This window comes from Streptomyces acidiscabies (assembly GCF_020010905.1).
GTDB classification, from domain to species: Bacteria; Actinomycetota; Actinomycetes; order Streptomycetales; family Streptomycetaceae; genus Streptomyces; species Streptomyces acidiscabies.
On the sequence record NZ_JAGJBY010000001.1, the window covers coordinates 1,108,314 to 1,130,900 of the forward strand.

The 22,587-nt window shown below is 68.8% G+C and carries 24 protein-coding genes; 9 read left to right on the top strand and 15 right to left on the bottom strand.

Annotated elements, in window-relative coordinates; translation table 11 throughout:
- Window positions 1-30 precede the first annotated feature (30 nt).
- From J8M50_RS05410 to J8M50_RS05435, 6 genes are all read right to left on the bottom strand, one after another.
- A complete protein-coding gene (locus J8M50_RS05410; protein WP_010351165.1) occupies window positions 31-1,695 on the bottom strand; it encodes a lysyl oxidase family protein in 1,665 nt (554 codons plus the stop codon).
- Between the two features lie 290 nt (window positions 1,696-1,985).
- On the bottom strand, window positions 1,986-2,537 hold the full coding sequence (locus tag J8M50_RS05415; RefSeq protein WP_010351167.1) for a CYTH domain-containing protein: 552 nt from the start codon (window positions 2,535-2,537) through the stop codon (window positions 1,986-1,988).
- 11 nt (window positions 2,538-2,548) lie between these two features.
- Window positions 2,549-3,133, bottom strand: coding sequence for a class I SAM-dependent methyltransferase (locus tag J8M50_RS05420; protein ID WP_223786168.1), 585 nt, complete (start codon window positions 3,131-3,133; stop codon window positions 2,549-2,551).
- Window positions 3,111-3,767 (bottom strand): hypothetical protein, encoded by a 657-nt coding sequence (locus J8M50_RS05425; protein ID WP_029183490.1) that lies wholly within the window; start codon window positions 3,765-3,767, stop codon window positions 3,111-3,113. The genes J8M50_RS05420 and J8M50_RS05425 overlap by 23 nt, the downstream gene beginning before the upstream one ends.
- Window positions 3,760-4,662 (bottom strand): radical SAM protein, encoded by a 903-nt coding sequence (locus J8M50_RS05430; protein WP_010351170.1) that lies wholly within the window; start codon window positions 4,660-4,662, stop codon window positions 3,760-3,762. The genes J8M50_RS05425 and J8M50_RS05430 overlap by 8 nt, the downstream gene beginning before the upstream one ends.
- Window positions 4,663-4,769: 107 nt before the next feature.
- Window positions 4,770-5,462 carry an HAD family hydrolase gene (locus tag J8M50_RS05435; protein ID WP_075661490.1) on the bottom strand — a complete coding sequence of 231 codons (693 nt, stop codon included), beginning with the start codon at window positions 5,460-5,462 and terminating at the stop codon, window positions 4,770-4,772.
- Window positions 5,463-5,550: 88 nt separating this feature from the next.
- Here J8M50_RS05435 and J8M50_RS05440 point away from each other — a divergent pair, with 88 nt between their 5' ends.
- Window positions 5,551-6,306, top strand: coding sequence for a DUF5919 domain-containing protein (locus tag J8M50_RS05440; protein ID WP_010351172.1), 756 nt, complete (start codon window positions 5,551-5,553; stop codon window positions 6,304-6,306).
- Complete coding sequence (locus tag J8M50_RS05445; RefSeq protein ID WP_010351173.1) at window positions 6,299-6,766, top strand: NUDIX hydrolase; 468 nt, start codon at window positions 6,299-6,301, stop codon at window positions 6,764-6,766. Before J8M50_RS05440 ends, J8M50_RS05445 begins: the two co-directional genes overlap by 8 nt.
- Here the strand turns inward: J8M50_RS05445 and J8M50_RS05450 are convergent.
- Complete coding sequence (locus J8M50_RS05450) at window positions 6,754-7,290, bottom strand: HD domain-containing protein (protein WP_040835511.1); 537 nt, start codon at window positions 7,288-7,290, stop codon at window positions 6,754-6,756. The genes J8M50_RS05445 and J8M50_RS05450 overlap by 13 nt on opposite strands.
- A 256-nt stretch (window positions 7,291-7,546) precedes the next feature.
- On the bottom strand, window positions 7,547-7,819 hold the full coding sequence (locus tag J8M50_RS05455) for a hypothetical protein (protein ID WP_010351175.1): 273 nt from the start codon (window positions 7,817-7,819) through the stop codon (window positions 7,547-7,549).
- 190 nt (window positions 7,820-8,009) lie between these two features.
- Here J8M50_RS05455 and J8M50_RS05460 point away from each other — a divergent pair, with 190 nt between their 5' ends.
- The gene (locus J8M50_RS05460) at window positions 8,010-8,975 is read left to right on the top strand and encodes a phosphotransferase (RefSeq protein WP_040835513.1); all 966 of its coding nucleotides are present in this window, start codon (window positions 8,010-8,012) and stop codon (window positions 8,973-8,975) included.
- A gap of 167 nt (window positions 8,976-9,142) precedes the next feature.
- On the opposite strand, the gene J8M50_RS05465 is transcribed toward J8M50_RS05460, so the two are convergent.
- A complete protein-coding gene (locus J8M50_RS05465) occupies window positions 9,143-9,718 on the bottom strand; it encodes a TerD family protein (protein WP_010351177.1) in 576 nt (191 codons plus the stop codon).
- Window positions 9,719-9,930: 212 nt separating this feature from the next.
- On the opposite strand from J8M50_RS05465, the gene arfB reads away from it, so the two are divergent.
- Window positions 9,931-10,356 (top strand): alternative ribosome rescue aminoacyl-tRNA hydrolase ArfB, encoded by a 426-nt coding sequence (gene arfB, locus J8M50_RS05470; RefSeq protein ID WP_010351178.1) that lies wholly within the window; start codon window positions 9,931-9,933, stop codon window positions 10,354-10,356.
- Between the two features lie 119 nt (window positions 10,357-10,475).
- On the opposite strand, the gene J8M50_RS05475 is transcribed toward arfB, so the two are convergent.
- Window positions 10,476-10,952, bottom strand: coding sequence for a GNAT family N-acetyltransferase (locus J8M50_RS05475; protein ID WP_010351180.1), 477 nt, complete (start codon window positions 10,950-10,952; stop codon window positions 10,476-10,478).
- 86 nt (window positions 10,953-11,038) lie between these two features.
- The gene (locus J8M50_RS05480; protein WP_010351181.1) at window positions 11,039-11,557 is read right to left on the bottom strand and encodes a flavin reductase family protein; all 519 of its coding nucleotides are present in this window, start codon (window positions 11,555-11,557) and stop codon (window positions 11,039-11,041) included.
- Between the two features lie 396 nt (window positions 11,558-11,953).
- On the opposite strand from J8M50_RS05480, the gene cdgB reads away from it, so the two are divergent.
- Together cdgB and J8M50_RS05490 are read left to right on the top strand one after the other, a co-directional pair.
- The gene (gene cdgB / locus J8M50_RS05485; protein WP_010351182.1) at window positions 11,954-13,615 is read left to right on the top strand and encodes a diguanylate cyclase CdgB; all 1,662 of its coding nucleotides are present in this window, start codon (window positions 11,954-11,956) and stop codon (window positions 13,613-13,615) included.
- A 119-nt stretch (window positions 13,616-13,734) separates the two neighbouring features.
- Window positions 13,735-14,715 (top strand): carbohydrate-binding protein, encoded by a 981-nt coding sequence (locus tag J8M50_RS05490; protein ID WP_010351183.1) that lies wholly within the window; start codon window positions 13,735-13,737, stop codon window positions 14,713-14,715.
- Here J8M50_RS05490 and J8M50_RS05495 read toward each other — a convergent pair.
- The 3 genes from J8M50_RS05495 to J8M50_RS05505 all read right to left on the bottom strand — a co-directional run bounded on the left by J8M50_RS05495 (window position 14,712) and on the right by J8M50_RS05505 (window position 17,980).
- The gene (locus J8M50_RS05495) at window positions 14,712-15,641 is read right to left on the bottom strand and encodes a 1-phosphofructokinase family hexose kinase (protein ID WP_010351185.1); all 930 of its coding nucleotides are present in this window, start codon (window positions 15,639-15,641) and stop codon (window positions 14,712-14,714) included. The genes J8M50_RS05490 and J8M50_RS05495 overlap by 4 nt on opposite strands.
- A gap of 88 nt (window positions 15,642-15,729) precedes the next feature.
- Entirely contained in the window at window positions 15,730-16,854 is a 1,125-nt protein-coding gene (nagA, locus tag J8M50_RS05500; RefSeq protein WP_029183491.1) for an N-acetylglucosamine-6-phosphate deacetylase, read from the bottom strand.
- Window positions 16,855-17,038: 184 nt separating this feature from the next.
- Window positions 17,039-17,980, bottom strand: coding sequence for an ROK family protein (locus J8M50_RS05505; protein WP_029183492.1), 942 nt, complete (start codon window positions 17,978-17,980; stop codon window positions 17,039-17,041).
- Window positions 17,981-18,121: 141 nt separating this feature from the next.
- On the opposite strand from J8M50_RS05505, the gene J8M50_RS05510 reads away from it, so the two are divergent.
- The 3 genes from J8M50_RS05510 to otsB all read left to right on the top strand — a co-directional run bounded on the left by J8M50_RS05510 (window position 18,122) and on the right by otsB (window position 21,140).
- Window positions 18,122-19,348, top strand: a complete 1,227-nt coding sequence (locus tag J8M50_RS05510; protein WP_050987137.1) for an extracellular solute-binding protein — start codon at window positions 18,122-18,124, stop codon at window positions 19,346-19,348.
- A 20-nt stretch (window positions 19,349-19,368) separates the two neighbouring features.
- Window positions 19,369-19,602 (top strand): DUF3263 domain-containing protein, encoded by a 234-nt coding sequence (locus J8M50_RS05515; RefSeq protein WP_010351191.1) that lies wholly within the window; start codon window positions 19,369-19,371, stop codon window positions 19,600-19,602.
- Window positions 19,603-20,336: 734 nt separating this feature from the next.
- A complete protein-coding gene (gene otsB / locus J8M50_RS05520; RefSeq protein ID WP_010351192.1) occupies window positions 20,337-21,140 on the top strand; it encodes a trehalose-phosphatase in 804 nt (267 codons plus the stop codon).
- On the opposite strand, the gene J8M50_RS05525 is transcribed toward otsB, so the two are convergent.
- Window positions 21,116-22,489, bottom strand: a complete 1,374-nt coding sequence (locus J8M50_RS05525) for an alpha,alpha-trehalose-phosphate synthase (UDP-forming) (protein ID WP_010351193.1) — start codon at window positions 22,487-22,489, stop codon at window positions 21,116-21,118. The two genes, otsB and J8M50_RS05525, sit on opposite strands and share 25 nt — an antisense overlap.
- Between the last annotated feature and the right edge of the window lie 98 nt (window positions 22,490-22,587).

The following is a 22,587-nucleotide window of genomic DNA, read 5'->3' on the forward strand; positions in this document are numbered from 1 at the left end:
GGGGTTCAGGGTGCCCCAACTGGTCTGTTGTTACGGCGCGTTGATCAGATCCACCGGCGGGACGCTGACCGTGCGCGCGCCCTCCTTGCCACCGAGGACGACCTTGCGCAGGGAGACGTTGTTCTTGAGGTTCGTCTCCTGGAGGCGGTTGGCCGGGTTGGCCTTGACCTCGATGTAGTACGTGCCGTTCGGCAGGCCCGTGACGTCGAAGGACTGGCCCGGACGGTACTGGGTGTACGTGTCACCGGAGCCGACGTCCAGCACCTCGCGCACGGAGATCGAGTTCTGCTGTCCACAGGCGGTGGACAAGTCCGTGTTGTACGGGTGCCAGTTGGCGTTCTTCACCGTGTAGTCGACGGCGTCCGTGTTGGCGAGGCAGAACGCCTCCTTGCCGCTGCGGACCTCCTTCGTGCGGTCCTCGCTCAGCAGGCGGTAGCTCGCGAAGTCCGTGAAGTGCCAGTGCTCGTGGCCGATGCGCGGGTCCCACTCCATCGTGCCGGCCGGGGTGTAGCCGACCTGCTTGCCGTTCGCGTCGTAGAAGTACTGGTAGGAGTCCATGAGTTCGGCACCCGGCTTGCGGAAGCCGTCCACGACGAGCGGGGCCGGACCGGCGTTCCACACGTTCGCGCTGAACGCGAGGTAGTCCTTGCCGGGTACGTCGCCGTCCTCGCCGTCCGTGATGGAGATGTCCCACGCCGGGAGTGAACGCAGGTCGGGCTTCGGGACGCCTGCGGGAGCGCCCGCCTTGCCGGTCGGCTTGGCCGCGTTCGCCTTCAGCCCGGGGGCGATGCGCGAGCCGTCCGTGTGACCCTTGCCGTCGCCCAAGTGGTGGGCCTGGCCCCGGGCTTCGAGCGCGTGGGACAGCGCGGGCGGGGTCGGGGCGTCGGCGCCGCGCGGGCCGTAGTGGTGGTTCGCGCCCTCCGTCGTACCCGTCGCCGTGTGGCCGGTGTGCTGGGAGCGCAGGCCCTCGCCGCCGCCGTCCTTGATCTCACGGACCGTCATCTTCACGGTCGCCGTGTCGTTGGGGATGCCGAACAGGTCGCGGTACTTCTTCGCGACCGTCGCCTTCGCGGTGTACTCGCCCGCCGGGAGGTTGACCGGCCGGTCGTAGTCCACGGCCGCGGTGTTGGCCGCCCAGCCCTTCTCGACACCCCAAATGGAGCCCAGGGTAAAGGGGTTGGTGGGGCAGCTCTGCGGATAGTGCGAGGTCGCCGGGGCGTCCGGGCGCAGGCGGCCCGACGCGTTGTTCGGGCAGAACGTCCCCTTGCTGGTGGTGACTTCCTTGCCCGCGGCGTCCTTCACGGACACCTCGATGAAGTCCGGCAGACCCTTGAAGTCCTTGACGAGGCCCGTCGGGAGGGTCTTCGTCGTCACCTTCTTGCCGTCCCGCAGCACCTGTTGCGCGACGATCTGGTCCTTGTACGACTTGCGGGTCACCTTGAACTCGAGGGGCGCGTTGTCGACGGTGAGGTACGTCCCGAGGTCGAGGTAGACCCCCGGATCCCCCTCGTACTTGTCGAGCACGACGGCCTTCGACGCGGCGACGAGCTTGAGTTGAGGCTGGCCGGGCTTCGCGGCGGTCGCCGCACCCGCCCCCGGCGCGGTCGCGGCGACGGCGGCCACCACGGTGAGCGCGGCCCCCGCGGCCAACGCCGCGCGCTTCTTCAGTTGCTTGCGGTCTTGCTGACTGGTCATCGGTTCCTCGTCTGTTCCTAGCCTGCGAGCGCCTGGTCATGGACGCCCGGACCGAACAACCCGCATCCCGAACCCCACCCCACGTACCACTGCGACGCATCCCCACGCGCCCCTGGGATCGGACCCGCTCTGTGAGCACCCTGTGAGACAGGGTTTCTCCGACACCGGTTGCCTCGCCCCCCAAGAAGGTCAAAAACTCAACTCAACGATCACCAAGGACCGTTGTCCGAACAGTCAAGGTTCAACCGGGGAACGCCCTGATCAGCCGCGTCCTTCGACGGCGAACTCCGTCACCCGCCCTCGCTGAAAAGCAACGTCGGCTCGGCCAGGATGTCCCGCCCCGCCTCGCTCTTGTAGACCTCGTCGACACTCCCGAACCGCGCCTGCGCGTAGTCCAGTTGAAGCAGCGCGGCAGCCCGCCGCACGGCCGCCTCGTCCGGCCCCTCGATCTCGACGAACGTCGCCAGATCCGGCCACGTGTCGAAGTCGAAGACGACGTCCCCGAGCCGCCACTCCTCCCGGTAGTTCTCCTGGTACCGCACCTCGACGAGCCCGACCAGCCGAAGAATCTCGGCCGTTGCCTTGAGATCCCCCACCTCGGTCTCGACCTCGGTCGTCCCGTCGATCGAGTCCGGATCACTGACCTGCTTGACGGTGAGCGTCGCCCGCCCCCCTTCGTCCCGAAGCCGAACCCAGGCCCCACGACCGAGCGCGCCACTCTCGAAGATCCGCCGGGTCAGAAGGGTACGAGGCATGACCTGCACCGCCCCCAACTCGCCGAGCCTCGCCTGGAGTTCCACGACATCGACGTCCAGAAACGTGGCCTCGTACTCGTGCTTCATGTTCATCTTCCTTATCGGGTACGGGCCGCGATGAGCAGCCCCATACGGTGCGTGTGCTCGTAGGGTTGCCCCCGGTGCGGGCGCTCGATGAACTCGCCTGTGCGGAGCGTGAGTCGGACGTCCCAGTCGTCACCGAAGTGGCGGGCGAGCCTCTCGGGCGAGGTGTAGTGCTCGACGAGCGTGTGCCGTTGCTCGACAGGCATCATGAACTCCGCGCCGAACAGCCCGCCTTCGCGTACGAGGGACTGCATACGGCCGACGAAGTCGGCGAGCGGTCGATGATGGTTGGCACTGTAGTGCCAGGAACAGCTCGTCCAGACGGCGTCACAGCCCGCCTCGGGAAGACCGGCGTTGAGGAAGTCCCCCTCGATGACCTGGACCTGGTCGGACAACTCCTCTTTCTCAACCCGGTCGATGAGTCCGGCGGCGTGCGCCTTGCTGTCACCCGGAAGGCTGACCTCGCCCCCGCGGAGAGCGAACGGGTCGCGCTCGACGGCGATGACGCGGTACCCGGCGGCGGCGAGCGGCAGCACGAGCCGGCCGTCGCTCGCACCGACCACCACGACCGTGCCGTCAGGACGCCTGAGCTCCTCCAACGCGGCGAGGAACTGGGGGAAGAAGGTGAGGGTGTGATCCCAAAGGCTCTGCGTCCACCAAGGACCCTGTGTCGGCACGGAGTTGTCCTCCTCGACTGGCGGCGAGAATCGTCCGGACGACCTGTTCCGGGTCGCGGTCGGTGGTGTCGATCCGGCGCATGGGGAACTGGGCATAAGCGGCCGTGATCCGGTCCGGGACCCCCTCGCTGAGCGCGTCCCAGCGGGTCGTGGGCTTGGCCCGCCGGACGAGCCGCCGCTGCCGTTCGCCCTCGGTGCACGACAGGAAGTACGTGGTGGGCTGCGGCAGGCCGGACGGAAGCGTGACACCCAGGCGGGCTCCCAGCGCGTCATGGTTCGCCAGGCAGCGGGCGAAGTAACTCTCGACGACGACGGGGGTACCGACGGCCAGGTGACGCCGGATCTCCTCGGCGGCGGTGAAGAGCGCCGAGAGGTAGAAGCACATACGGGCCTCGACGTTGCCCCGAAGGTCCACCTGGAGGCGCAGGGGCTGGTAGAGGACCGGCACGGTGGGGACCAGAACGGCCCCCCTGGCGACCGCCAACAACGGTGCGACGGTGGATTTTCCGCTGCCGCGCAGACCTTCGAGGGCCTCGAACGACGGGTGTTCAGACACGGCCGTACACAACGTCCGGTACGGACAGGGTGAGTTCGTCGTCGGCGGTGGGCCGGTGGACGATACGGCCCGCGTCCTTCTCGTACCAGAACGCGTGTGCGTCATTGCCCACGGCCTTGCAGGACATGGTGAGCGCGCCGCGCGGGTCGGCCTCGATCCTTTCGATCCCGCGAGGGCCGCCGGAGGGTGCGCACACCTCGGGCGCCCCGCCTTCGGAGAGGTCCTCGTCGAGGACGACCTCGATGGCCAGCCGGGCCGTCCGCAGCTCCTCGCGAAGGCGCGTGTACGCGGCCGGGTCGTCGACCAGAAGCTCGGGGTGGCAGGCGGCATTGCCGACCGACCGGAGGCAGTGCAGCTTGAGTTGGCGCGCCCCGAGCCGCTGCATCACCCGCGCCAACGGCAGTACCTCGGTGATGTTCCGCGAGGTCACGGTCATCGTCGCCGCCGTCGCCACGCCGAGTTCCCGGGCGAGGTTCAGCGTGCTCAGCGCCGCGTGGTAGCTCCCCTGTCTGCGGATGGCGTCGTTGGTGGCGCCGACCCCTTCCAGGGAGATCCTCAACAGCCCGATGTACGGGGCGAGTTCGGTGAGACGGCGCTCGATGCGGTAGCCGTTGGTGCAGATCTCCACCCGCATGCCCAGCTCCTGCCGGGCGTAGCGGACGACTTGGGGCAGCTCCTTGTACACGAAGGGCTCGCCGCCGAGCAGGGTCACCGCCTCGGTGTCGTACTCCTCCCGCATGAGCCGGATGAGCCGCACCGATTCCTCGGCGGTGAACGAGTCGGCGTGCGTGAGCCGTTCGCCGTGGAAGCAGTGCAGGCACGAGAAGTTGCAGCGGTACAGCAGTTGCAGGTACAGCATCCGGATGTGGTGGATGCCGGTGACTTCGCGGATCACGTGGGCCTCCTGGGGCAGTCGGCTGTCGAGGAGGGTCCGATCGTGGCTGCGAAGGGGCGGACGGCGGCACCGCGCGGACGGACGGTCCGAGGACGTCCTGGGACGTTTCAGCGCGCCGCGAGGCGCTCCAGAAGACGCACAAGACCGACGGTGTCGGTGAGGTCCGGCAGCACGAACTCGGCGCCGACATCGGCCAGTTCACCCTGGTCGTGGATCCCGGTGGCGACCGCGACGACGTGGGAACCCGTGGCGAGAGCGGCCTCGACGTCCTGCGGGGTGTCTCCGATCAGTACGACAGGTCCGTCCCGGTCCGTCCCGTAGGCGAGCCGCACGCGTTCCCGTGCCACCGCCACCAGTTCGGAGCGCTGGACACCGTCGGCCCCGAACGCCCCGGCGGAGAGGTCCACCAGCGAATCCAGGCCGAAGGCGGCGAGCTTGACCCGGGCGTTCGCCGCGATGTTGCCCGTGAGCACCGAGGAGACCCAATCGCCTTGTGCCGCAACCGCTTTGAGCGCGTCGTGCACGCCGGGCAGCGCTGTGCCACGCGCCCGGAGTTCCTCGAACCGCTCTCGCCCGGCTTGCGTCAGCGCGGCTTGGACCAGTTCCCACTCCGGCTCGGGAACGCCGTGCCGCAGGAGCAGTTCCCGCATGATCAGGCGGTCCGTACGTCCCTCCGTACGGGCGGGGCCGGCCGGGGGAAAGCCCGCGAGCGCGGTGAACGTGGCGGCGTAGATCTCCTTGCTCACCCCTGCGTTGTCGATGAGCGTGTGGTCGATGTCCCAGAGGACGGTGAGGCGCATACCGCCAGCGTAGGCACCGGTCCGGCGGTCGTCCGGTGGCTCGTGACGCGCTTGCGCTCCTCGTCGGACCTCGGCTTGTATGACCTCTGTGAACGAGCGACTTCACTCCGTGCTCGCCCAGCGGGGCATGTCCCCGGATTCGCTCGCCGAAGCCTGCGAGGTGGACCCCAAGACCGTCGGCCGGTGGCTGGGGGGACGGGTGCCCCATCCTCGGCACCGGTTCAGTGTGGCGAAGCATCTGAGGGTCGAGGAGACTTTCCTCTGGCCCGCCCTGGTGCCGCGTGGCGGCCGACCCGGCAGCGAGATGATCGGCACGTATCAGAATCGTGCGAGCGTTCCCCGGGAAACCTGGCTTGCGCTGCTCCAAGGCTCTCAGCGACAGATCGACGTACTGGTCTTCTCCGGGACCTTTTTCGCCCAGACCAACCCGTACGTCGCCCGGATGCTCACCGAGCGCGCCGCCGCCGGGGTGCGTGTACGTCTCTGCTTCGGTGACCCAGGTGGTCAAGCTGTCGCTGTCCGAGACCGCGAGGAGGGCTTGGGAGACACCCTCGCCGCCAAGATCCGCGCCTCCCTCACCTACTACCGTCCGCTTCTGTCCGAGACCGGTTGTGAAGTACGGCTCCACGACACCACGTTGTACAACTCTCTGTTCCGGTACGACGACGACCTGCTGGTCAACCCGCATGTCTGGGGCCAACCCGCGAGCGCCAACCCGCTGTTCCACCTGCGGCGAGCCGATGCCACCGGCTGGTTCGACAACTACGCTCAGAGTTTCGACGCCGTCTGGGCCGGTGCACGGTCCTGGACTCCAGATCGGGAGGGGACCGCCGCACATGGGTAGGACCGAGTACTACAACGACCCCAAGGCGCCCAAGGCCAACACCCTGATCCCCGCCAGCAACCTCCTCGTCACCGACGACACCGGTGCGATCCTCCTTCAACGCCGCCGGGACACCGGCCAGTGGGCGCTTCCCGGCGGTGCTCAGGACATCGGCGAGACGGCGGCGGAGTGCGCGGTGCGCGAATGCATGGAGGAGACGGGGATCGTCGCCGAGATCACCGGTTTCCTCGGCGTGTACACCAACCCCCGCCACATCGTCGCGTACACCGACGGGGAGATCCGCCAGCAGTACGAGAACACGTACATCGGTCGCCCTGTCGGGGGTGAACCCACGATCAACGACGAGGCCGACGGCGTACGTTTCGTGCTGCCCGCCGACCTCGACGAGTACGACATCCACCCCAGCATGCGCCAGCAGATCGGCGACTATCTCGCGGGCACGTACCCCTACCTCGGCTGAGCAGCCAACGCTGCCTCGATACGTCCCACAGCCGCAAGGATCTCCGGCGCCGCCCGGCGGATGAACCGCCCGACCACGCTGTCGTTCCCGTAGCGGCTCCGGATCTCGGCAATGCGCTCGGTGGCAGTGGTCCGTTCACCGTCAGGGGTGGTCGTCATGTCGCAGTAGACGAGCGCGTCCACCAACAGGGGTTCCTCCAACAAAGGGAACTCCTTGGCGAGTTCAGCTCCGAGCCCGCGCTCCTCAGCCTCCAGAAACGCGAACGAGTGGTTCGCGACCAGCTGCACCAGACGGTCGTCGGCGCCGTGCTCGTCGCGAAGAAACCTCGCACCGTCCAGCGGATGGAACCCCGTGACGGCCAGCCGAGGCGCGTAACCCACATCGTGCAGAGTGGCGGCGGCAACGAGCAGAGCGGCGTCCTTGCCGACGACCCGGCCCAGTTCAACCGCACGTTCAGCCACTCCCCGCGTGTGCGCCCAACGCCGGGGAAGCGCCGTACGCAGTTCGGCTTCCGCTACTCGCATGGCCCACTCCACGAGCCGTTCTCCTCCCACGAGTTACTCCTCGTATCGCTCAACGGCAGGACGCCGGGCTGGAGTTGGCGTGCCACCCCGCCCGGCGTCCGGCTCGCTCAGATCAGCAGCACGCAATCCGGACACGAATAGAGGATGACCTCACCGCGCTCAGCGCAGGGGATCGGTACGAGGGTCCAGCGCCCGCACCGACAGCACGCGGCCTCCAGCGGAGCGGGCGGCTCCTCCGCGAGCAGTGCCTCCCGGTTCACGCGGCGTTCCGGCGGCGTTCCCACTGGACGCGGAGTTCCCACGCGGCCTGTGCCTGGGCGTGGTGTTCCGCCTGGAGGCGGAAGATCTCCGCGGCGTCTTCTTTGGAGAGGGAGGTCCAGGGACGGGACCAGGGGCTTACGGGTACTACGGGCTGGGGCGCCGGTACGGGGGTCGTATACGGCTTGCGGCGCTTGCCCCGGCCGGGGAGTGTGAGGGCGAGCAGGGTGCGCAGGTATGCCGAAATGGCATGCGCGATAGAGTGGCGCATGGCGACAGGCTCCTAAACCTTTGTCGTCATGGCCTCGTCAGCAGGGTGCTCTAACACTCTGAGTCCTGACGGGGCCACTTTTTGTTGTCGTGATCGGCACCGTAGCACCGTGATCGAATCCGTGGTGCGCGGATTCTGTGAAGGTGTTCAGCCGGTCGAACGCCGGGAGTGTTCTCATATCCGCATGGACATGGCTGGAAAGGTAGACCGCGGGGACTACGGCATCGGCGTAACCCCCTGGGACGACGAGGTGTGGCGGGCCGAGGTCGTGGAGTGGGTACGGGGGGTGCTGGGGTACGACGTCGCCGTGGGTGACATACGGCTGCGCCCCTGGTCCGTGCTCGTGCGGTTCGGGGATCTGTGGTTCAAGGCGAACCCCGAAGGGAGCCGTTTCGAGGCGGGGTTGGGGGAAGGGCTCGCGCGGTGGGTGCCGGGGAGGGTGCTGGAGCCGGTCGCGGTGCGGGGTGAGCGGGGGTGGGCGCTGTGGCCCGACGGGGGAGTGGTGATGCGGGAGGGGGCGGACGTGGGGCTGGCCGCGTGGGAGGAGATGGTGCGCCAGTACGCCATACTGCAACGGGAGTTGACCGTATATGTCCCGGAGATCGAGCAGCTGGGCGTACCTTCGGCCCGCCCCGAGGACATCCCGGCGCTCTTCGAGAGGCTGGTCGACGAGAACACCGCCCTCGACCACGCCGGACGCCGTGAACTCCTCTCCCAACGCCCCAAGTTGAAGGATTGGTGCGAGGAACTCTCGGCCACCGGCATCCCCACCTCCCTCGACCACTCCGACCTCCAGGACTCCCAGGTCCTCACCCACCCCCCGTACCACCGCTTCACCTTCTTCGACTGGGGCGACGCCACCCTCGCCCACCCCTTCACCAGCCTCCTGGTCCCCACCCGCGTCGCGACCCGCCACTACGGCCCCACGGCGGCCCCCCGCCTCCGCGCCGCCTACCTCGCCTCCTGGACAGACACGAACCTCACAACTCCCGAACTCCACCGGGCCGTTGCCCTCGCGTGCAGGGTGGGCGCGGTCGGCCGCGCCGCCTCCTGGGTGCGCGTGTTCGCCACAGAGAACGGCGGGCCACAGGAAAACGTGGAGGCATCGGCCGCCTGGCTACGCGAACTGTTCACGGAGGAAGCCGAACCGGTCTAGGTGCCACGCGACCACAGCGTCCCGGAACGGGGCCGAGCACCAGGCACCAACCGGCGACCGTGCCCCGACCACGCGACCAGGCCCAGACCACACGAACGGGCCCCGACCGCGCGCAGCGGTCAGGGCCCGTTCGATCACCTACCTGCCTACCTACGGCCGGTCGAACCTCAGACGTTCACCCCGAAGTCCTGCGCGATGCCCGCGAGGCCCGACGCGTAGCCCTGGCCGACCGCGCGGAACTTCCACTCCGCGCCGTTGCGGTACAGCTCGCCGAAGACCATCGCGGTCTCGGTCGCCGCGTCCTCGGAGAGGTCGTAGCGGGCGATCTCCGCGCCGCCGGCCTGGTTGAGGATGCGGATGTACGCGTTGCGGACCTGGCCGAAGTTCTGCGAGCGGTTCTCGGCGTCGTAGATCGAGACCGGGAAGACGATCTTGTCGAGGTCGGCCGGGAGGGCTGCCAGGTTGACGTTGATCTGCTCGTCGTCGCCGTCGCCCTCGCCCGTGCGGTTGTCGCCGGTGTGGACGATCGTGCTGTCCGGCGTCTGCTTGTTGTTGAAGAAGACGAAGTGGGCGTCGGAGTAGACCTTGCCCGCCGGGTTGACCGCGATCGCGGAGGCGTCGAGGTCGAAGTCCGTGCCGGTGGTCGTACGGACGTCCCAGCCCAGGCCCACGGTGACGGCGGTCAGGCCCGGAGCCTCCTTGGTGAGCGAGACGTTGCCACCCTTGGACAGGCTTACAGCCATGGTTGGGAGTCCTTCCCTTGTTGTCGTACGTCGGTGCCGTATACGGCTTGCTGTACGGCGTGAACCTACAGCTACCACGAAGAACGCCCCAGGGTGCCGCAAAGGTTCCCGGCCCCTTTACTTTCTTTACTCTCTTCCTTCCGGCCATCTCCCGGACATCGACATCCGTAATTCACGTGACTCCCGCCCCCGCCGCCCTCACCATGGAACGCATGTCCGGTCCTCACATCGTCCGAGGCTCCGTCTCCCTCCCGGAGGCCGAGCTGATCTGGCGTTTCTCGCGCTCGTCGGGGCCGGGCGGCCAGCACGTCAACACGAGCGACACGCAAGTGGAACTCCGTTTCGACCTGGCCCGTACGGAATCCCTCCCGCCCGTCTGGAAAGAACGCGCACTGGAGCGCCTCGCCGCGCGCCTGGTCGACGGCGTCATCGTCGTACGCGCCTCCGAGCACCGTTCGCAGTGGCGCAATCGCGAAGCGGCGGCCGTCCGCCTCGCGTCCCTCCTCGCGGAGGCCACCGCCCCGCCCCCGAAGCCCCGCCGCGCCACCCGCATCCCCCGGGGCATCAACGAACGCCGCCTGCGCGAGAAGAAGGCACGCGCGGAAACGAAGAAGGGCCGCTCGGGCCGGGACTGGTGAGGGACGGGTACGGGGTACCAGAGGGGTACGGGTACGCCGGTACCGGCGCCGTACGGGTACGGGGTACCGCAGAGTTACGCCGCTCCCCCCTACCCCAGTAGTCCCCCGGAGGTACCCCCTCACCCCAGCTCCAGCACCCCCACCACCTCTTCCTCCCCGGCATCCCCCACCGTCTCCCCGTTCTTCCGGAACCCCAGCCCCAGATAGAACTCCTCGGGACCGTGCTCCCCGGCATGCCAGGTGACGTACATCTCCCGTACTCCCCGCCCCCGCAGCTCCTCCGCGACGGCCTGTACGGCGTACCTCCCGTACCCCTTGCCCTGCTCCCCGGCGTCGATGTTGAGCCGCCACAGGCCGGACCGCCGCAGAGACCCCCCGTCCTCGCGCCAGTCGACGTCGAGGAACGCCATCAGGAACCCGACGACCCGCTCCCCGTCGAGGATCAGCCGGGGCCAGGCCACCCCGGGATGCACGTACGCCTCCGCCAGTGACTTCACGACCGGCGCGACGGCGAACTCCTGCTCCGGCCGGACGGTGACACCGATTGCTTTCGCGAAATTGGCCGGCGTGATCTCTTCAAGTCGGGGTACGGGCATGGCGGCACCCTAGGCAGACCCCGCAGGCGCCCGCGACGAGTTTTCCGTACGCCGCTCAAGCTCCGGCCCCGCCGGCCCCCGACCCCCTACCCCAGTTGTCGGTACCTACCCCGGAAGTACAACAACGGCCCGCCCTCCGCACTCGGCACGGAAGCCGAAAGGACTCGTCCGATCACCAACGTATGGTCCCCGGCGACCACCCGCTCCTCGGTCCGGCACTCCAGATTCGCGAGCGCACCCCCCACCATCGGCGCGCCGGTGAGCGTACCCCGCAGGTATGGGATGTCCTCGAAGAGGAGCCGGTCACTGAGCCGCCCCTTCATCGCGAAGCGCCCGGCGATGTGCCGCTGGCTCTCGGACAGGACGGAGACGGCCCACAGGGGCTGCTCGTCGAGGAGGTCGTCCATGCGGGACCCGTTACGGAGGCTGATCATGACCAGCGGCGGATCGAGGGACACGGACATGAACGCGGTCGCGGTCATGCCGACGTCCTCGGCGGGCGGCGCGGCCGGATCGTCGGCGTCCAGGGAGGGCTCCTGCGCGGTGACCAGCACCACACCACCGGCCAGCCGGGTCAGGGCGGCCCGGAACTCGTCGTTGCTCACCCCCTCAGCATGCCTGGTGAGGGTGGGGACGGGGGGCGGGGAAGTGTTCGGCACGGTCAAGGACGCTAGTGTCCGCCGCCCCCCGGACACATCGGCCTGCGGCCCGAGAACGGTCGTACGTCCAGGTCCTACGACCGACCGAAACCCGACCTCCCCACCGGAACCATCGACGTACAGTAAGCGTTCTCTGTACAGTCGGTAACACGTCTCGTACCACTCTGAAAATTGCAGAAACGCCGACCAATTGCTCACGTTTTGCTGTGACTTGAGTCACAAGGGGCAGGAATTGTTGACCCTGTGTACCGAGTTGGCGGCGCGCTGTGATTCAGTGGCGGTGAAAAGGTACGCCGATGAACAACCCTTGATTCGCTGCGAAGTCTCGGGGGGAGGGCGAACATGGAGACCGAGTCGGAGCCTTATGTCCGCCTCGCGTCCCTGCGGCAACTGCACCAGGCGATGGCCGACATGAACACGGCCCGCAGCCTGGCGGACACCTTGCAGACCGTCGCGGACGGAGTCGTGAACGCCCTCGGCTACGAGCTGGCGTGCGTCAACCTCGTACGGAACGACGGTCATCTCGTCGTCGCCGCCTTCGCCGGGAACCCGGCCGCCGAGGCGCTCATCACCGGCCGCGTGGGCTCGCGCGACTCCTGGGAGCGCCGCCTCGCGATGGGCGAGAGGTGGGGGGACCTGGTCTTCATCCCGCACACGGAGGGATGGGTACTAGATGACGATGACGTACCCCAGTGGTACACCGACGGCCCCCCGCCCCGCTTCGAGGACGAGTGGCACCCCTCGGACCGCCTGTTCGCCCCCATGTACACCCCACCCTCCCAGGGGGGTACCTGCGGCGAGCTGATCGGAGTCCTTTCGGTGGACCGCCCGCGCAACGGCCGGCTGCCGGGCGCGTGGGGCCGCGAGGCACTTCAGATGTACGCCTTCCAGGCGGCCATAGCGGTCAGCAACGCCCGCCTCCGCTCCAACATCCAGCGCGCCCTGGTCCGCCTGGAGCGCGAGCAGCAGGCCCTGCGGGCGAGCGAGGAATCGTTCCGCGCGGCGTTCGAGAACGCACCCTCGGGCATGGCCATCGCCGAACTGGGCGGCGAACAGCACGGCCGAATACTCCGGACGAACGACGCCCTGTGCCGCCTGCTGGGCCGCCCCGCCACCGCGATGCGCCGCTACGCCTTCTCCGACCTCGCCCACCCGGAGGACATAGGCACCCTCCTGCGTACCTCCGCAGAGGGAGGCCGCGTGGAACTGAGACTGCGCCGCCGGGACGATACGTACGTATGGGTGTCACTCCGTAACTCCGTGGTAGCAGACGCCGCCGACGGGCCCCGCTTCCTCCTCACCCACATCGAGGACATAGAGGACCGCAAGCGCCGCGAGCTCCAGCTCGCCCACCGCGCCTCCCACGACTCCCTGACCGGCCTCCCGAACTCCGCCGAGCTGCGCGCCCGCCTCTCCGCCCGGATCTGCCAGCGCCCGCAGTCCACCCACCCGGCCGAGCTCGACGCGATGGACCGCACGTACGGCCCTGGCGCGCACGACGCGAACGGCCACGGCTTCGACTACCACCCCGCCCCCACCCCCACGTATGACGGGTATGACCACGTCCACGTCATCGCCCCGGACGAGAGCGCCCGCGACGACGGGACGAAGGGGCTCGCCGTCCTCTTCTGCGACCTCGACGGCTTCAAGTCGATCAACGACCGCTTCGGGCACAACGCGGGCGACGCGGTCCTCATCGAGGTCGCCCGGCGCCTCGGCCGCGCGGTCCGCGACGGCGACACGGTCGCGCGGCTCGGCGGCGACGAGTTCGTGATCCTCGCCGACGGCCTCGGCCGCGCCGACGCCACCGACCTGGCCGTACGTCTCAGGAACGAGATCATCCAGCCGATCCGCGCCGAGGGGCGGGCCGTGCGGGTGGGGGCCAGCTTCGGGATCGGCTGGGCACAGTGCGGCATGACGGCGGACGAGGTGCTGAAGTCCGCTGACGAGCGGATGTACGTCGAGAAACGATCTCGTCCCAAACAGCATCGACGGGCCGGATAAACCGCAGGTCAGAGGGTTTAAGAAGGCGTACTCACCCGTTCGGGCCAATCGGAGCGGGTAGGCTCGCTCTCCTCACCACCTTATGTAGACGGCCCCGCACCTGTTGAGGAGTTCGAGGGATGACGCCCGGCAACAACGGCGCGAGCACGCCGGAGGACGACGACCCGTTCGGCTACCTCTACGAGGACGGACAGGCCCGGGGAGCCCAGCCGCCGTCCGGTGGCGGGTACGGCTACCCGAACTCGGTCAACCGGGTACGAGCGGTCGGCGACCGCCGCCCCGCCGCGGGCCCGCAGCAGCAGACGGCCCCGTACGGCCAGGTACCCCAGCAGTACGGGCAACCCCCCCAACCTCAGCAGTACGGCGCCCCCCAGCAGCAGGGGGCGTACGGCGCTCCGCAGCAGGGCCAGGGTCTCCACCAGGGCCCGCCCCAGCAGCAGCCGCCGCGCAGCGGCAACCGGGGCGGCGGCGGCCGGGGCCCCAACACCAAGGGCCTCCTGATCGGCGCGGTCGCCGTGGTCATGGCCGTCGTCGTCGGCATCGTCATCGCGGTGTCGCTCGGCGACAAGAAGGACAACGAAGGCGGCGACGGCACGACCCCGGCGCCCGAGGCGTCGTCGTCGGCGAGTGCTTCGGCGAGCGACTCGGGCAGCAGCCCGAAGGCCGAGGACGATCTGCCCGAGACGACCGACGCGAAGGCGATGAAGCTGGACGGCGGAGCAACTACCGCCTCGGACATAGAGGGTTCGAAGTCCGGGACCTACGTCACCGGCCTCAACACCGAGGGCGCCTCGGTCACCTGGACCGTCAACGGCATCCCGAAGACCGGGACTTACACCGTCTTCGCCCTCTTCAACGTGACGGGCGAGGACCAGGAGATGACCCTCTCCGTCAACGGCAAGCCCTTCGGCAGCAAGGTCAACTTCGGCAACTTCACCCACTCCACGGACCCCACCCGGGCCTGGACCAACACCTACGCCTGGCCGACCCTGACCAAGGGCACCAACACCATCTCCATCTCCTGCCAGTCCGGCGACAAGTGCAACGTCCTGCTGGACCAGATGGCGCTGCGCAAGGGCCAGGTCAAGACCCTCGACTAGGCCGCGCTGACCTCACCCCGCACCGCCACCCGCCCCACCCACTCCTCGTACGCCCCCCGGTCGAACTCCCCTGCCCCCGGCGCCAGTACGGTCGCCATGGACAGGGCCAGGGCCCGGGAAAGCCGTTCCGGCCAAGGGAGTTGGTCGAGGAGGCCGGAGAGGAGGCCGGCTGCGGCCGAGTCGCCGGCGCCTGTGGGGTTGCCGCGCAGGCGAGTTGGGGGAGTGGCGCGCCAGCGGCCCTCCGGGGTCATCGCGAGGAGGCCCTCGGGGCCCAGGGACGCGATGATCGAGCGGGCGCCCCTGCGGCGCGCGTCCTGCGCCGCGCGCAACGGGTCGTGGGAGCCGGTGAGTTCGGCCAGTTCGTCGGCGTTCGGGGTGATGATGTCGGGGCGGGCCGCGACCCCGCGCCGCAGCGGCTCGCCGCTCGTGTCCAGCAGCACCGGTATGCCCGCCGTCCGCGCCGCCCGCACCAACCCCGCGTACGCGCCCACCGGTACGCCCTGCGGCAGACTCCCGCACAGGGCAACTGCCGAGGCGGAGCCCAGGAGTTGGTCGTACACCTCCAGGAACGCGCCCCACTCGGCGGGTGTGACGGCAGGGCCCGGTTCGTTCAGCTGAGTCGTGTCACCGGTGTGCGTGTCCACGACCGCGACGGTCCTGCGGGTGTGCCCGGAGATCGGCACGAGCGCGTCGATCACCCTGGGGATCAAGGTGAGTTGATCCTGTACGACCTTCCCCGTCGTGCCGCCCACGAAGCCCGTCGCCGTCACCTCGTGGCCGAGGGCGGCGAGGACGCGGGCCACGTTCAGGCCCTTGCCGCCCGGCCGTTCGGTGACGTCCGTGACGCGGTGGGTCGTATGAGGGCGCAGTCCCCTCACGCGATAGGTGATGTCGAGCGCGGTGTTGAGCGTGACCGTGAGGATCACCGGCCTCGACCTCCCCTTCGTCGGCGCTCAGGGCGTGCTCCCGAAGGTCAGATCATGCCAAAGGGGCAGCGCCCTGAGGTCGCCGATTTCACGCCAGTTCAGGTGTTGTTACCCAACTGCCGTGCCTCATCACGCCCTTGAGGTCGAAGTTCTCGTCCAGGACTAGGAGGTCGGCGAGCTTGCCCGGTTCCAGTGAGCCGATCTCGTCCCAACGGCCCAGCAGGCGGGCCGGGTTGACGCACAGTGCCTGTACGGCGTCCTCGATCCGGATGCCGTCGATCGTCACCGCCCGCTTGAACGCGCGGTCCAGCGTCAGCGTCGAGCCCGCGATCGAGCCGCCCTCCACCAACCTCGCGACGCCGTCGGTGACTTCGACCTCCAGCGGGCCCAGCAGGTACCTGCCGTCGCCGGTGCCGGCCGCGTCCATCGCGTCCGTGATGAACGCGACGCGCTCCGCGCCGGCCAGCCGGAATGCCAACTCCAGTGCCGCCGGGTGGAGATGGGTGCCGTCGTTGATCAACTCGACCGTCACGCGCGGGTCTTCGAGCAGCGCCGCCACCGGTCCCGGAGCCCTGTGGCCCAGCGGGGGCATCGCGTTGAACAGGTGCGTCGCCACTGTCGCGCCTGCCTCGATCGCCTCCCTCGTCTGCTCGTACGTCGCGTCCGTGTGGCCGATCGCCGCGATCACTCCGTGGTCGGCGAGGAGTCTCACCGAGTCGATTCCGCCGGGGAGTTCGGTGGCCAGCGTCAGCATCTTGGCGTGGCCCCTTGCCGCGTCGATCAGCTTCCGTACGTCTGCCGGGTGCGGGTGTCGTAGCAGTGCCTCCGAGTGGGCTCCCTTTCGGCACGGGGAGATGAACGGGCCCTCGAAGTGGATGCCGGCGATCTCTCCGTCCTCGGCGAACTCGCTGAGCATGGCGGCCTGTTGGGTGAGGACGTCCAGGTCGTTCGTCACCGTGGAGGCGACGAGGGTGGTGGTGCCGTGGGTTCGGTGAGTGTGGAGGGCCCTGCGTACGTCGTCGGCTGTGCCGGAGAAGGAGGCTCCGCCTCCGCCGTGGTTGTGGAGGTCTACGAAGCCGGGAATTACGTAGTGGCCGGTGAGGTCGATTCGGTGGGCGTTCTCGGGGGCCTCGGAGGTGATGTGCTTGCCGTGAACGGCGATGTCCTGGACGGCAGTTACGGAAGGGAGAACTGTTGTTGCGCCGGTGAGGATCGTGGTCGGGTGCGGGTTCGATGTGGCTTGTCGCGCAGTTCCCCGCGCCCCTGGGTTGGATGCCGTCACGGCGTTTCCTCCGTAGCCTTCGTTGAGGATCGGCGTGTGTGCTCGCCGTGGGCGGTCGCGCCCGCGCGGCGGAGCCGCACATCGACACAGCCCCTCGCCTCTGAGGTGGGTGCCATTACGGCGTTTCCTCCATACCGGCCGATTCCTTGAGAAGATCCCACGCCATCAGGCCTGCTCCCAGGCAGCCCGCCGTGTCGCCCAACGTCGCCGGGACGATCTCCGGGGGGTGTTGGAAGGTCACCCGGGCCCCGATTGCTTCCCGCAGTGGTGTGAACAGGGTGTCCCCCGATTCCGCCAAGCCCCCTCCGATCACGATCCTTGTCGGGTCCAGGAGTGTCAGGGCCGTCATCAAGCCGTCCGCGAGTGTTGTCACCGCTTGGTGCCAGACCTTCGCCGCCCTCGGGTCGCCCGCCTCCACCGCCTTTGCGCAGTCCGCCGCGTCCGCTGTGGGGTCGCCGGAGGCTCTTGCCCAGGATTCCGTCACCGCCGCCGCCGACGCGTATCGCTCCAGGCAGCCTCGTTGGCCGCAGGGGCAGGGGGCGCCTCCGGGGCGTACGACGATGTGGCCGATCTCGCCGGCGGAGCCGTGGGCGCCGGGGTCGATGCCCGTGGGGGTGCCGATCGCGCCTGCGATGCCGGTGCCTAGGGCCAGGAAGAGGAAGCGGGGGGTTTCGCGGGCGGCGCCCAGGCGGCCTTCTGCCAGGCCGCCCGTGCGTACGTCGTGGCCTAGTGCTGCGGGGGTACCGGTACGGGTCGCCAGGAGGTCGCGTAGGGGGACGTCGCGCCAGCCCAGGTTCGCGGCGTAGACGGCTACCCCTGAGGTCTCATCGATGATGCCGGGGACGGCGAGACCCGAGGCCAGGGCGGGTTCACCCAAGTGGCGTACCCCGTACGACCGGAGGTCCGCCGCGAAGTCGAGGATTCCCCCGATCACCGCCTCGGTGCCCCGCTCGCGGGCCGTGGGCCTGCGGTCGCGGTGCAGCAGCGCGCCGTCCGCGCCGACCAGGGCGCCCTTCATCGCGGTGCCGCCCACGTCGAGGGCGATGACATGTCTCACGGTGAACAGTGTGGCCGAGGACCCCGGAGAGGTCTAGTCCACTGAGGTGGTGTAGACCTTGATCCGACTATCGGACAAGTGTTTGTGGAGTGGACAGCAGTGGTGCAGAGGGGTTGGGTCGGGGCCTTGGCCGCGTTGGGTATGACGGTGGCTGTCGGGGGGTGTGGGGTACTCGGGAGTGACTCCGACCGGGTGAGCCTCAGACTCGTCGCCGCGGACTACGGGGACAGCGCGGCCAACAGCTCCACCAAGTACTGGGACAAGCTGACCAAGGCGTACGAGGAGAAGCACCCCGACGTCGACGTCCAGGTCAGCGTGTACTCCTGGAACGACGTCGACAGCAAGGTCAAGGCCATGGTCGACGACGGGAACGCGCCCGACATGGCGCAGATCGGGTCGTACGCCGACTACGCCGACCGCGGTCTCCTCTACAAGGCCGGTGACCTGCTCTCCATCCCCACCCAGGCCGACTTCGTCTCCCAGCTCGCCAACGCGGGCAAGGTGCGCGGGCAGCAGTACGGGATGCCCTTCGCCTCCTCCACCCGGCTCCTCTTCTACAACAAGGGGCTCTTCGCCAAGGCTGGGATCAGCGAGCCGCCCACGACGTGGGACGAACTCGCCGCCGACGCAGCGAAGTTGAAGGACGCGGGGGTGTCGTACCCGTACGCCCTTCCCCTCGGGCCCGAGGAGGCGCAGGCCGAGGCCATGCAGTGGATGCTCAGCGGGGGTGGGGGGTACACCTCCGCCGCCGGGACCTACAGCCTCGACTCCGTCGAGAACGTCCAGACCTTCGAGTGGCTCCAGAAGAAGCTGGTCGACAAGGGGCTGACCGGGCCGGTCGCGCCCGCGAAGCTCAACCGTGCCACCGTGTTCTCCTCCTTCGCCGCCGGTGATGTCGGCATGCTCATCGGGCATCCCTCGCTCATGAAAATGGCCCGGGACAAGGGAGTTCAGTACGGGATGGTGCCCATGCCCGGGAAGGCCGGGGTTCGGCCGCTCACCATGGGGGTCGCCGACTGGATGACCGCGTTCAAGCAGCACGGGAACCAGTCCGAGATCGGCAAGTTCCTCGACTTCGTGTACGACGAGGACAACGTGCTCGCGTTCTCCCGGGAGTACGACCTGCTGCCGGTGACGTCCTCCGCGTCCGCGGTGATGAGTACGGCACCTGAGGACCGCGACCTCGAACCCTTCCTGGAGCAGCTGCCGCTCTCCGAGTCGTACCCCGTGGGTCGTACGTCCTGGGCCACCGTCGCGGCGTCCATCAAGAAGGGCATCGGCAGTGCTGTGGCTCCGGGGGTACGTCCCGACGACGTGCTGCGCAGGCTGGAGACGGAGGCGATGGCTGCGGAGAGCGGGGTGTCGTAACCGGGGACTACTGTCGGGGTATGCCACACCCCGACTTGGGCCGCCGCGAGCAGGACATCCTGGCGTTGGAGCGCCGCTCGTTCCCCAGCCCCGGCATAAAGGAACGCGCGATCCGCGAGGACCTGGGGATGTCCCCCGTCCACTACTACCAACTCCTCAACGCACTGCTGGACGACCCCAGGGCACTGGCAACGGACCCGGTAACGGTGAACCGCCTACGGCGAGTGCGGGAGGGACGCCGGGAGGAGCGGTAGGGGGAGGGTGGTGCGGAAGGTTTCGGGCTGCGGGCCGGTGGGGGGCTGGTCGCGCAGTTCCCCGCGCCCCTAAAAAACAACCAGCCACCCGGCACATAGAGCCCAACGAACCCGCACCCGTAGTCCTTTAGGGGGCTGTGTCGATGTGCGGCTACCGCCGCGTGGGCGCTACCGACCCCGACGGACCCGCAGATGTAGTCCTTTAGGGGCGCGGGGCTGTATCGATGTGCGGCTACCGCCGCGTGGGCGCGAGCAACCACATACAGCCCCGCACCCGAAGTCCCTTGGGGCGGGCCGACCGTTCGTGGTCGACGCTGGGGGACCGGTCGTTGTTAGGGGCGCGGGGCTGTCTCGATGTGTGGCTACCGCCGCGCGGGCGCGAGCAACCACATACGGCCCGCACCCGAAGTCCCTCAGGGCGGGCCGACCTGTTCGTGGTCGGCGCCGGGTGACCAGTCGTTGCTAGGGGCGCGGGGAACTGCGCGATCAGCCCCCACCGGCCCGCACCCGAAGTCCCTCGGGCGGGCCGACCTATTTGTGGTCGACGCCGGGTGACCGATTTTTGTTAGGGGCGCGGGGAACTGCGCAAGAAACCACACACAGCCCGCAGCCGAAGTCCCTCGGGACAGGCCGACCTATTCGTGGTCGACGCCGGTGACCAGTCGTTGCTAGGGGCGCGGGGAACTGCGCGACCAGCCCCACTCAACCCGCACCCAACCCTCTACTGTCGACCCATGGGTACCCACCTAAAACCCCCCGCCCACCAAGCCCTGACCACCATCCGCACCCACCCCTCCCACTCCCTCCTAGCCTTCGACTTCGACGGCACCCTCGCCCCCATCGTCGACGACCCGGAGAAGTCCCGCCCCTACCCCGGCGCCCTCGAAGCCCTCGCCGCCCTCGCAGAGAAGGGTGCGCGTATCGCCGTTATTACCGGCCGCCCCGCCGAAGTAGCCGTCCGCTACGGCCAGTTCGAGGGCATCGCAGGGATGACCGTGCTCGGACATTACGGCGCCGAGCGCTGGGAGCAGCGCACGGGGCAGATCACCGCCCCTCCCCCTCCCCCCGCCCTGGACGACGTACGGCGAGAACTCCCCGGCATCCTCGGCACCACCGACGCCTGGGTCGAGGAGAAGGGGCGAGCCGTTGCCGTGCATACCCGGCGTGCGAAAGATCCGCAGGGACTGTGGGAGACCCTGCGGGAGCCGATCACCCAACTCGCCACCCGGCATGGGCTGATCGTCGAGCCGGGCCGGATGGTCCTGGAGATCAGGCCCGCCGGGATGGACAAGGGGGCCGCGTTGAGGAGCCTCGTCGAGGAGACCGGCGTCACCGCGGTGCTGTACGCCGGCGACGACCTCGGCGACCTCCCCGCCTTCGACGCCGTGGACGCCCTCCGCGCCAACAACACCCCCGGCGTCCTGATTTGCAGCGGCAGCAACGAAGTAACCGCTCTCAGCAACAGGGCGGACCTGATCGTGGACGGTCCCCCCGGAGTCGTAGAACTCCTGACTCAGCTGGTCAACGACGCCAGCTGATCCAGGAACCACTGGGTCGGCGGCAGAGCGGTAGCCGCAGCAGCAAGCCGCTTCGTCCGCTCCGCCCTCTCCTCACGCGGCATGGAGAGGGCCGAGTGGAGGGCGTCGGAGGTCTCCAGGATGTCGTACGGATTGACGGTGATCGCGTCGTCGCCCAGCTCCCAGTACGCCCCCGCCTCCCGCGAAAGGACCAGAGCGCACCCCTCGTCGGAGACGACAGGCACCTCCTTGGCGACAAGGTTCATGCCGTCCCGGATCGGATTGACGAGGGCGACATCCGCGAGGCGATACGCCGCGAGGGACCGCGCGAAGTCATCCTTGAGATGGAGCAGTACGGGGGTCCAAGTAGCCGTCCCGTAGACGGAGTTGATCTCGTCGGCGACCCGCTGGACCTCGTCCATGTAGTCCCGGTACACCTTGAGGTCCTGCCGCGAGGGATACGCGAAAGCTACGTGAACCACACGGTCCCGCCACTCGGGGCGGGTGTCGAGCAGATGCCGGTAGGCCAGTAGCCCCCGCACGATGTTCTTGGACAGCTCGGTCCGGTCGACACGGACGACAGCGAGCCGCCCCTCCCCGATCTCCGCACGCAGGGACGCGATCCGGTCCCGCACGTCGGCCTGGTGCGCGCGGTCGCGAAGGAAGTCGGCGTCGGCGCCGAGGGGATGCACCCCGATCCCGGTCGACCCGGTCCCGTCGGGACAACAGGACGCGAACGCGTCGGCCCACCGCCGCGTGAGGAACCCCAGCTGGTCGGCGGACAGCATGCTGGTCAGGAGCTGCGTACGGATGTCGTCGGGAAGCAGCGCGAAGTAGTCCGGCGGAGCCCAGGGCGTGTGCGAGAAGTGACCGATCCGCAGATCGGGCCGCAACTCCCGCAGCATGCCGGGCACGAGGCACAGGTGGTAGTCCTGTACGAGTACGGCGGCCCCCTCGGCCGCCCCCTCCGCCAGCGCCTCCGCGAACGCCCGGTTGTACGCCTCGTAAGACACCCACTGCCGCCTGAACTCCGCGTCGAACACGGGCTCCAGCGGCGTCTGGTACAGCATGTGGTGGACGAACCACAGCACGGAGTTGGCGATGCCGTTGTACGCGTCGGCGTGCACGTCGGCGGGGATGTCGAGCATCCGCGTCCCCGGCTCGCCGATCCCTCGGCGTACGGCCTCACGGTCGCCGTCGGACAGCGCGCTGCACACCCACAGCGCACCGGAGTCCGAGTCGATCGCGGAGAGCCCGGAGACGACCCCGCCGCCGCCGCGCTTGGCGTGCAGCGCGCCGTCGTCGCCGACGGAGTAGGAGACGGGGCCCCGGTTGGAGGCGACGAGCACACGCGAAGCACCGAACGTCATACGCCCAACCTAGCCAGACGCTGCGCTGCTCAAACGTTCGGAACGTATACGTGGCATGGGACTCAGGGGTATGCAGCCCTCAAGTACTAACCGGGTAC

Excerpts from the sequence above, each read along its gene's own strand:
- J8M50_RS05410 (WP_010351165.1), bottom strand. The coding sequence starts at position 1,695 with ATGACCAGTCAGCAAGACCGCAAGCAACTGAAGAAGCGCGCGGCGTTG.
- J8M50_RS05415 (WP_010351167.1), bottom strand. The coding sequence starts at position 2,537 with ATGAAGCACGAGTACGAGGCCACGTTTCTGGACGTCGATGTCGTGGAA.
- J8M50_RS05435 (WP_075661490.1), bottom strand. The coding sequence starts at position 5,462 with ATGCGCCTCACCGTCCTCTGGGACATCGACCACACGCTCATCGACAAC.
- J8M50_RS05445 (WP_010351173.1), top strand. The coding sequence starts at position 6,299 with ATGGGTAGGACCGAGTACTACAACGACCCCAAGGCGCCCAAGGCCAAC.
- J8M50_RS05450 (WP_040835511.1), bottom strand. The coding sequence starts at position 7,290 with ATGCGAGTAGCGGAAGCCGAACTGCGTACGGCGCTTCCCCGGCGTTGG.
- J8M50_RS05455 (WP_010351175.1), bottom strand. The coding sequence starts at position 7,819 with ATGCGCCACTCTATCGCGCATGCCATTTCGGCATACCTGCGCACCCTG.
- J8M50_RS05460 (WP_040835513.1), top strand. The coding sequence starts at position 8,010 with ATGGCTGGAAAGGTAGACCGCGGGGACTACGGCATCGGCGTAACCCCC.
- J8M50_RS05465 (WP_010351177.1), bottom strand. The coding sequence starts at position 9,718 with ATGGCTGTAAGCCTGTCCAAGGGTGGCAACGTCTCGCTCACCAAGGAG.
- arfB (WP_010351178.1), top strand. The coding sequence starts at position 9,931 with ATGTCCGGTCCTCACATCGTCCGAGGCTCCGTCTCCCTCCCGGAGGCC.
- J8M50_RS05475 (WP_010351180.1), bottom strand. The coding sequence starts at position 10,952 with ATGCCCGTACCCCGACTTGAAGAGATCACGCCGGCCAATTTCGCGAAA.
- cdgB (WP_010351182.1), top strand. The coding sequence starts at position 11,954 with ATGGAGACCGAGTCGGAGCCTTATGTCCGCCTCGCGTCCCTGCGGCAA.
- J8M50_RS05490 (WP_010351183.1), top strand. The coding sequence starts at position 13,735 with ATGACGCCCGGCAACAACGGCGCGAGCACGCCGGAGGACGACGACCCG.
- J8M50_RS05510 (WP_050987137.1), top strand. The coding sequence starts at position 18,122 with ATGACGGTGGCTGTCGGGGGGTGTGGGGTACTCGGGAGTGACTCCGAC.
- J8M50_RS05515 (WP_010351191.1), top strand. The coding sequence starts at position 19,369 with ATGCCACACCCCGACTTGGGCCGCCGCGAGCAGGACATCCTGGCGTTG.
- otsB (WP_010351192.1), top strand. The coding sequence starts at position 20,337 with ATGGGTACCCACCTAAAACCCCCCGCCCACCAAGCCCTGACCACCATC.
- J8M50_RS05525 (WP_010351193.1), bottom strand. The coding sequence starts at position 22,489 with ATGACGTTCGGTGCTTCGCGTGTGCTCGTCGCCTCCAACCGGGGCCCC.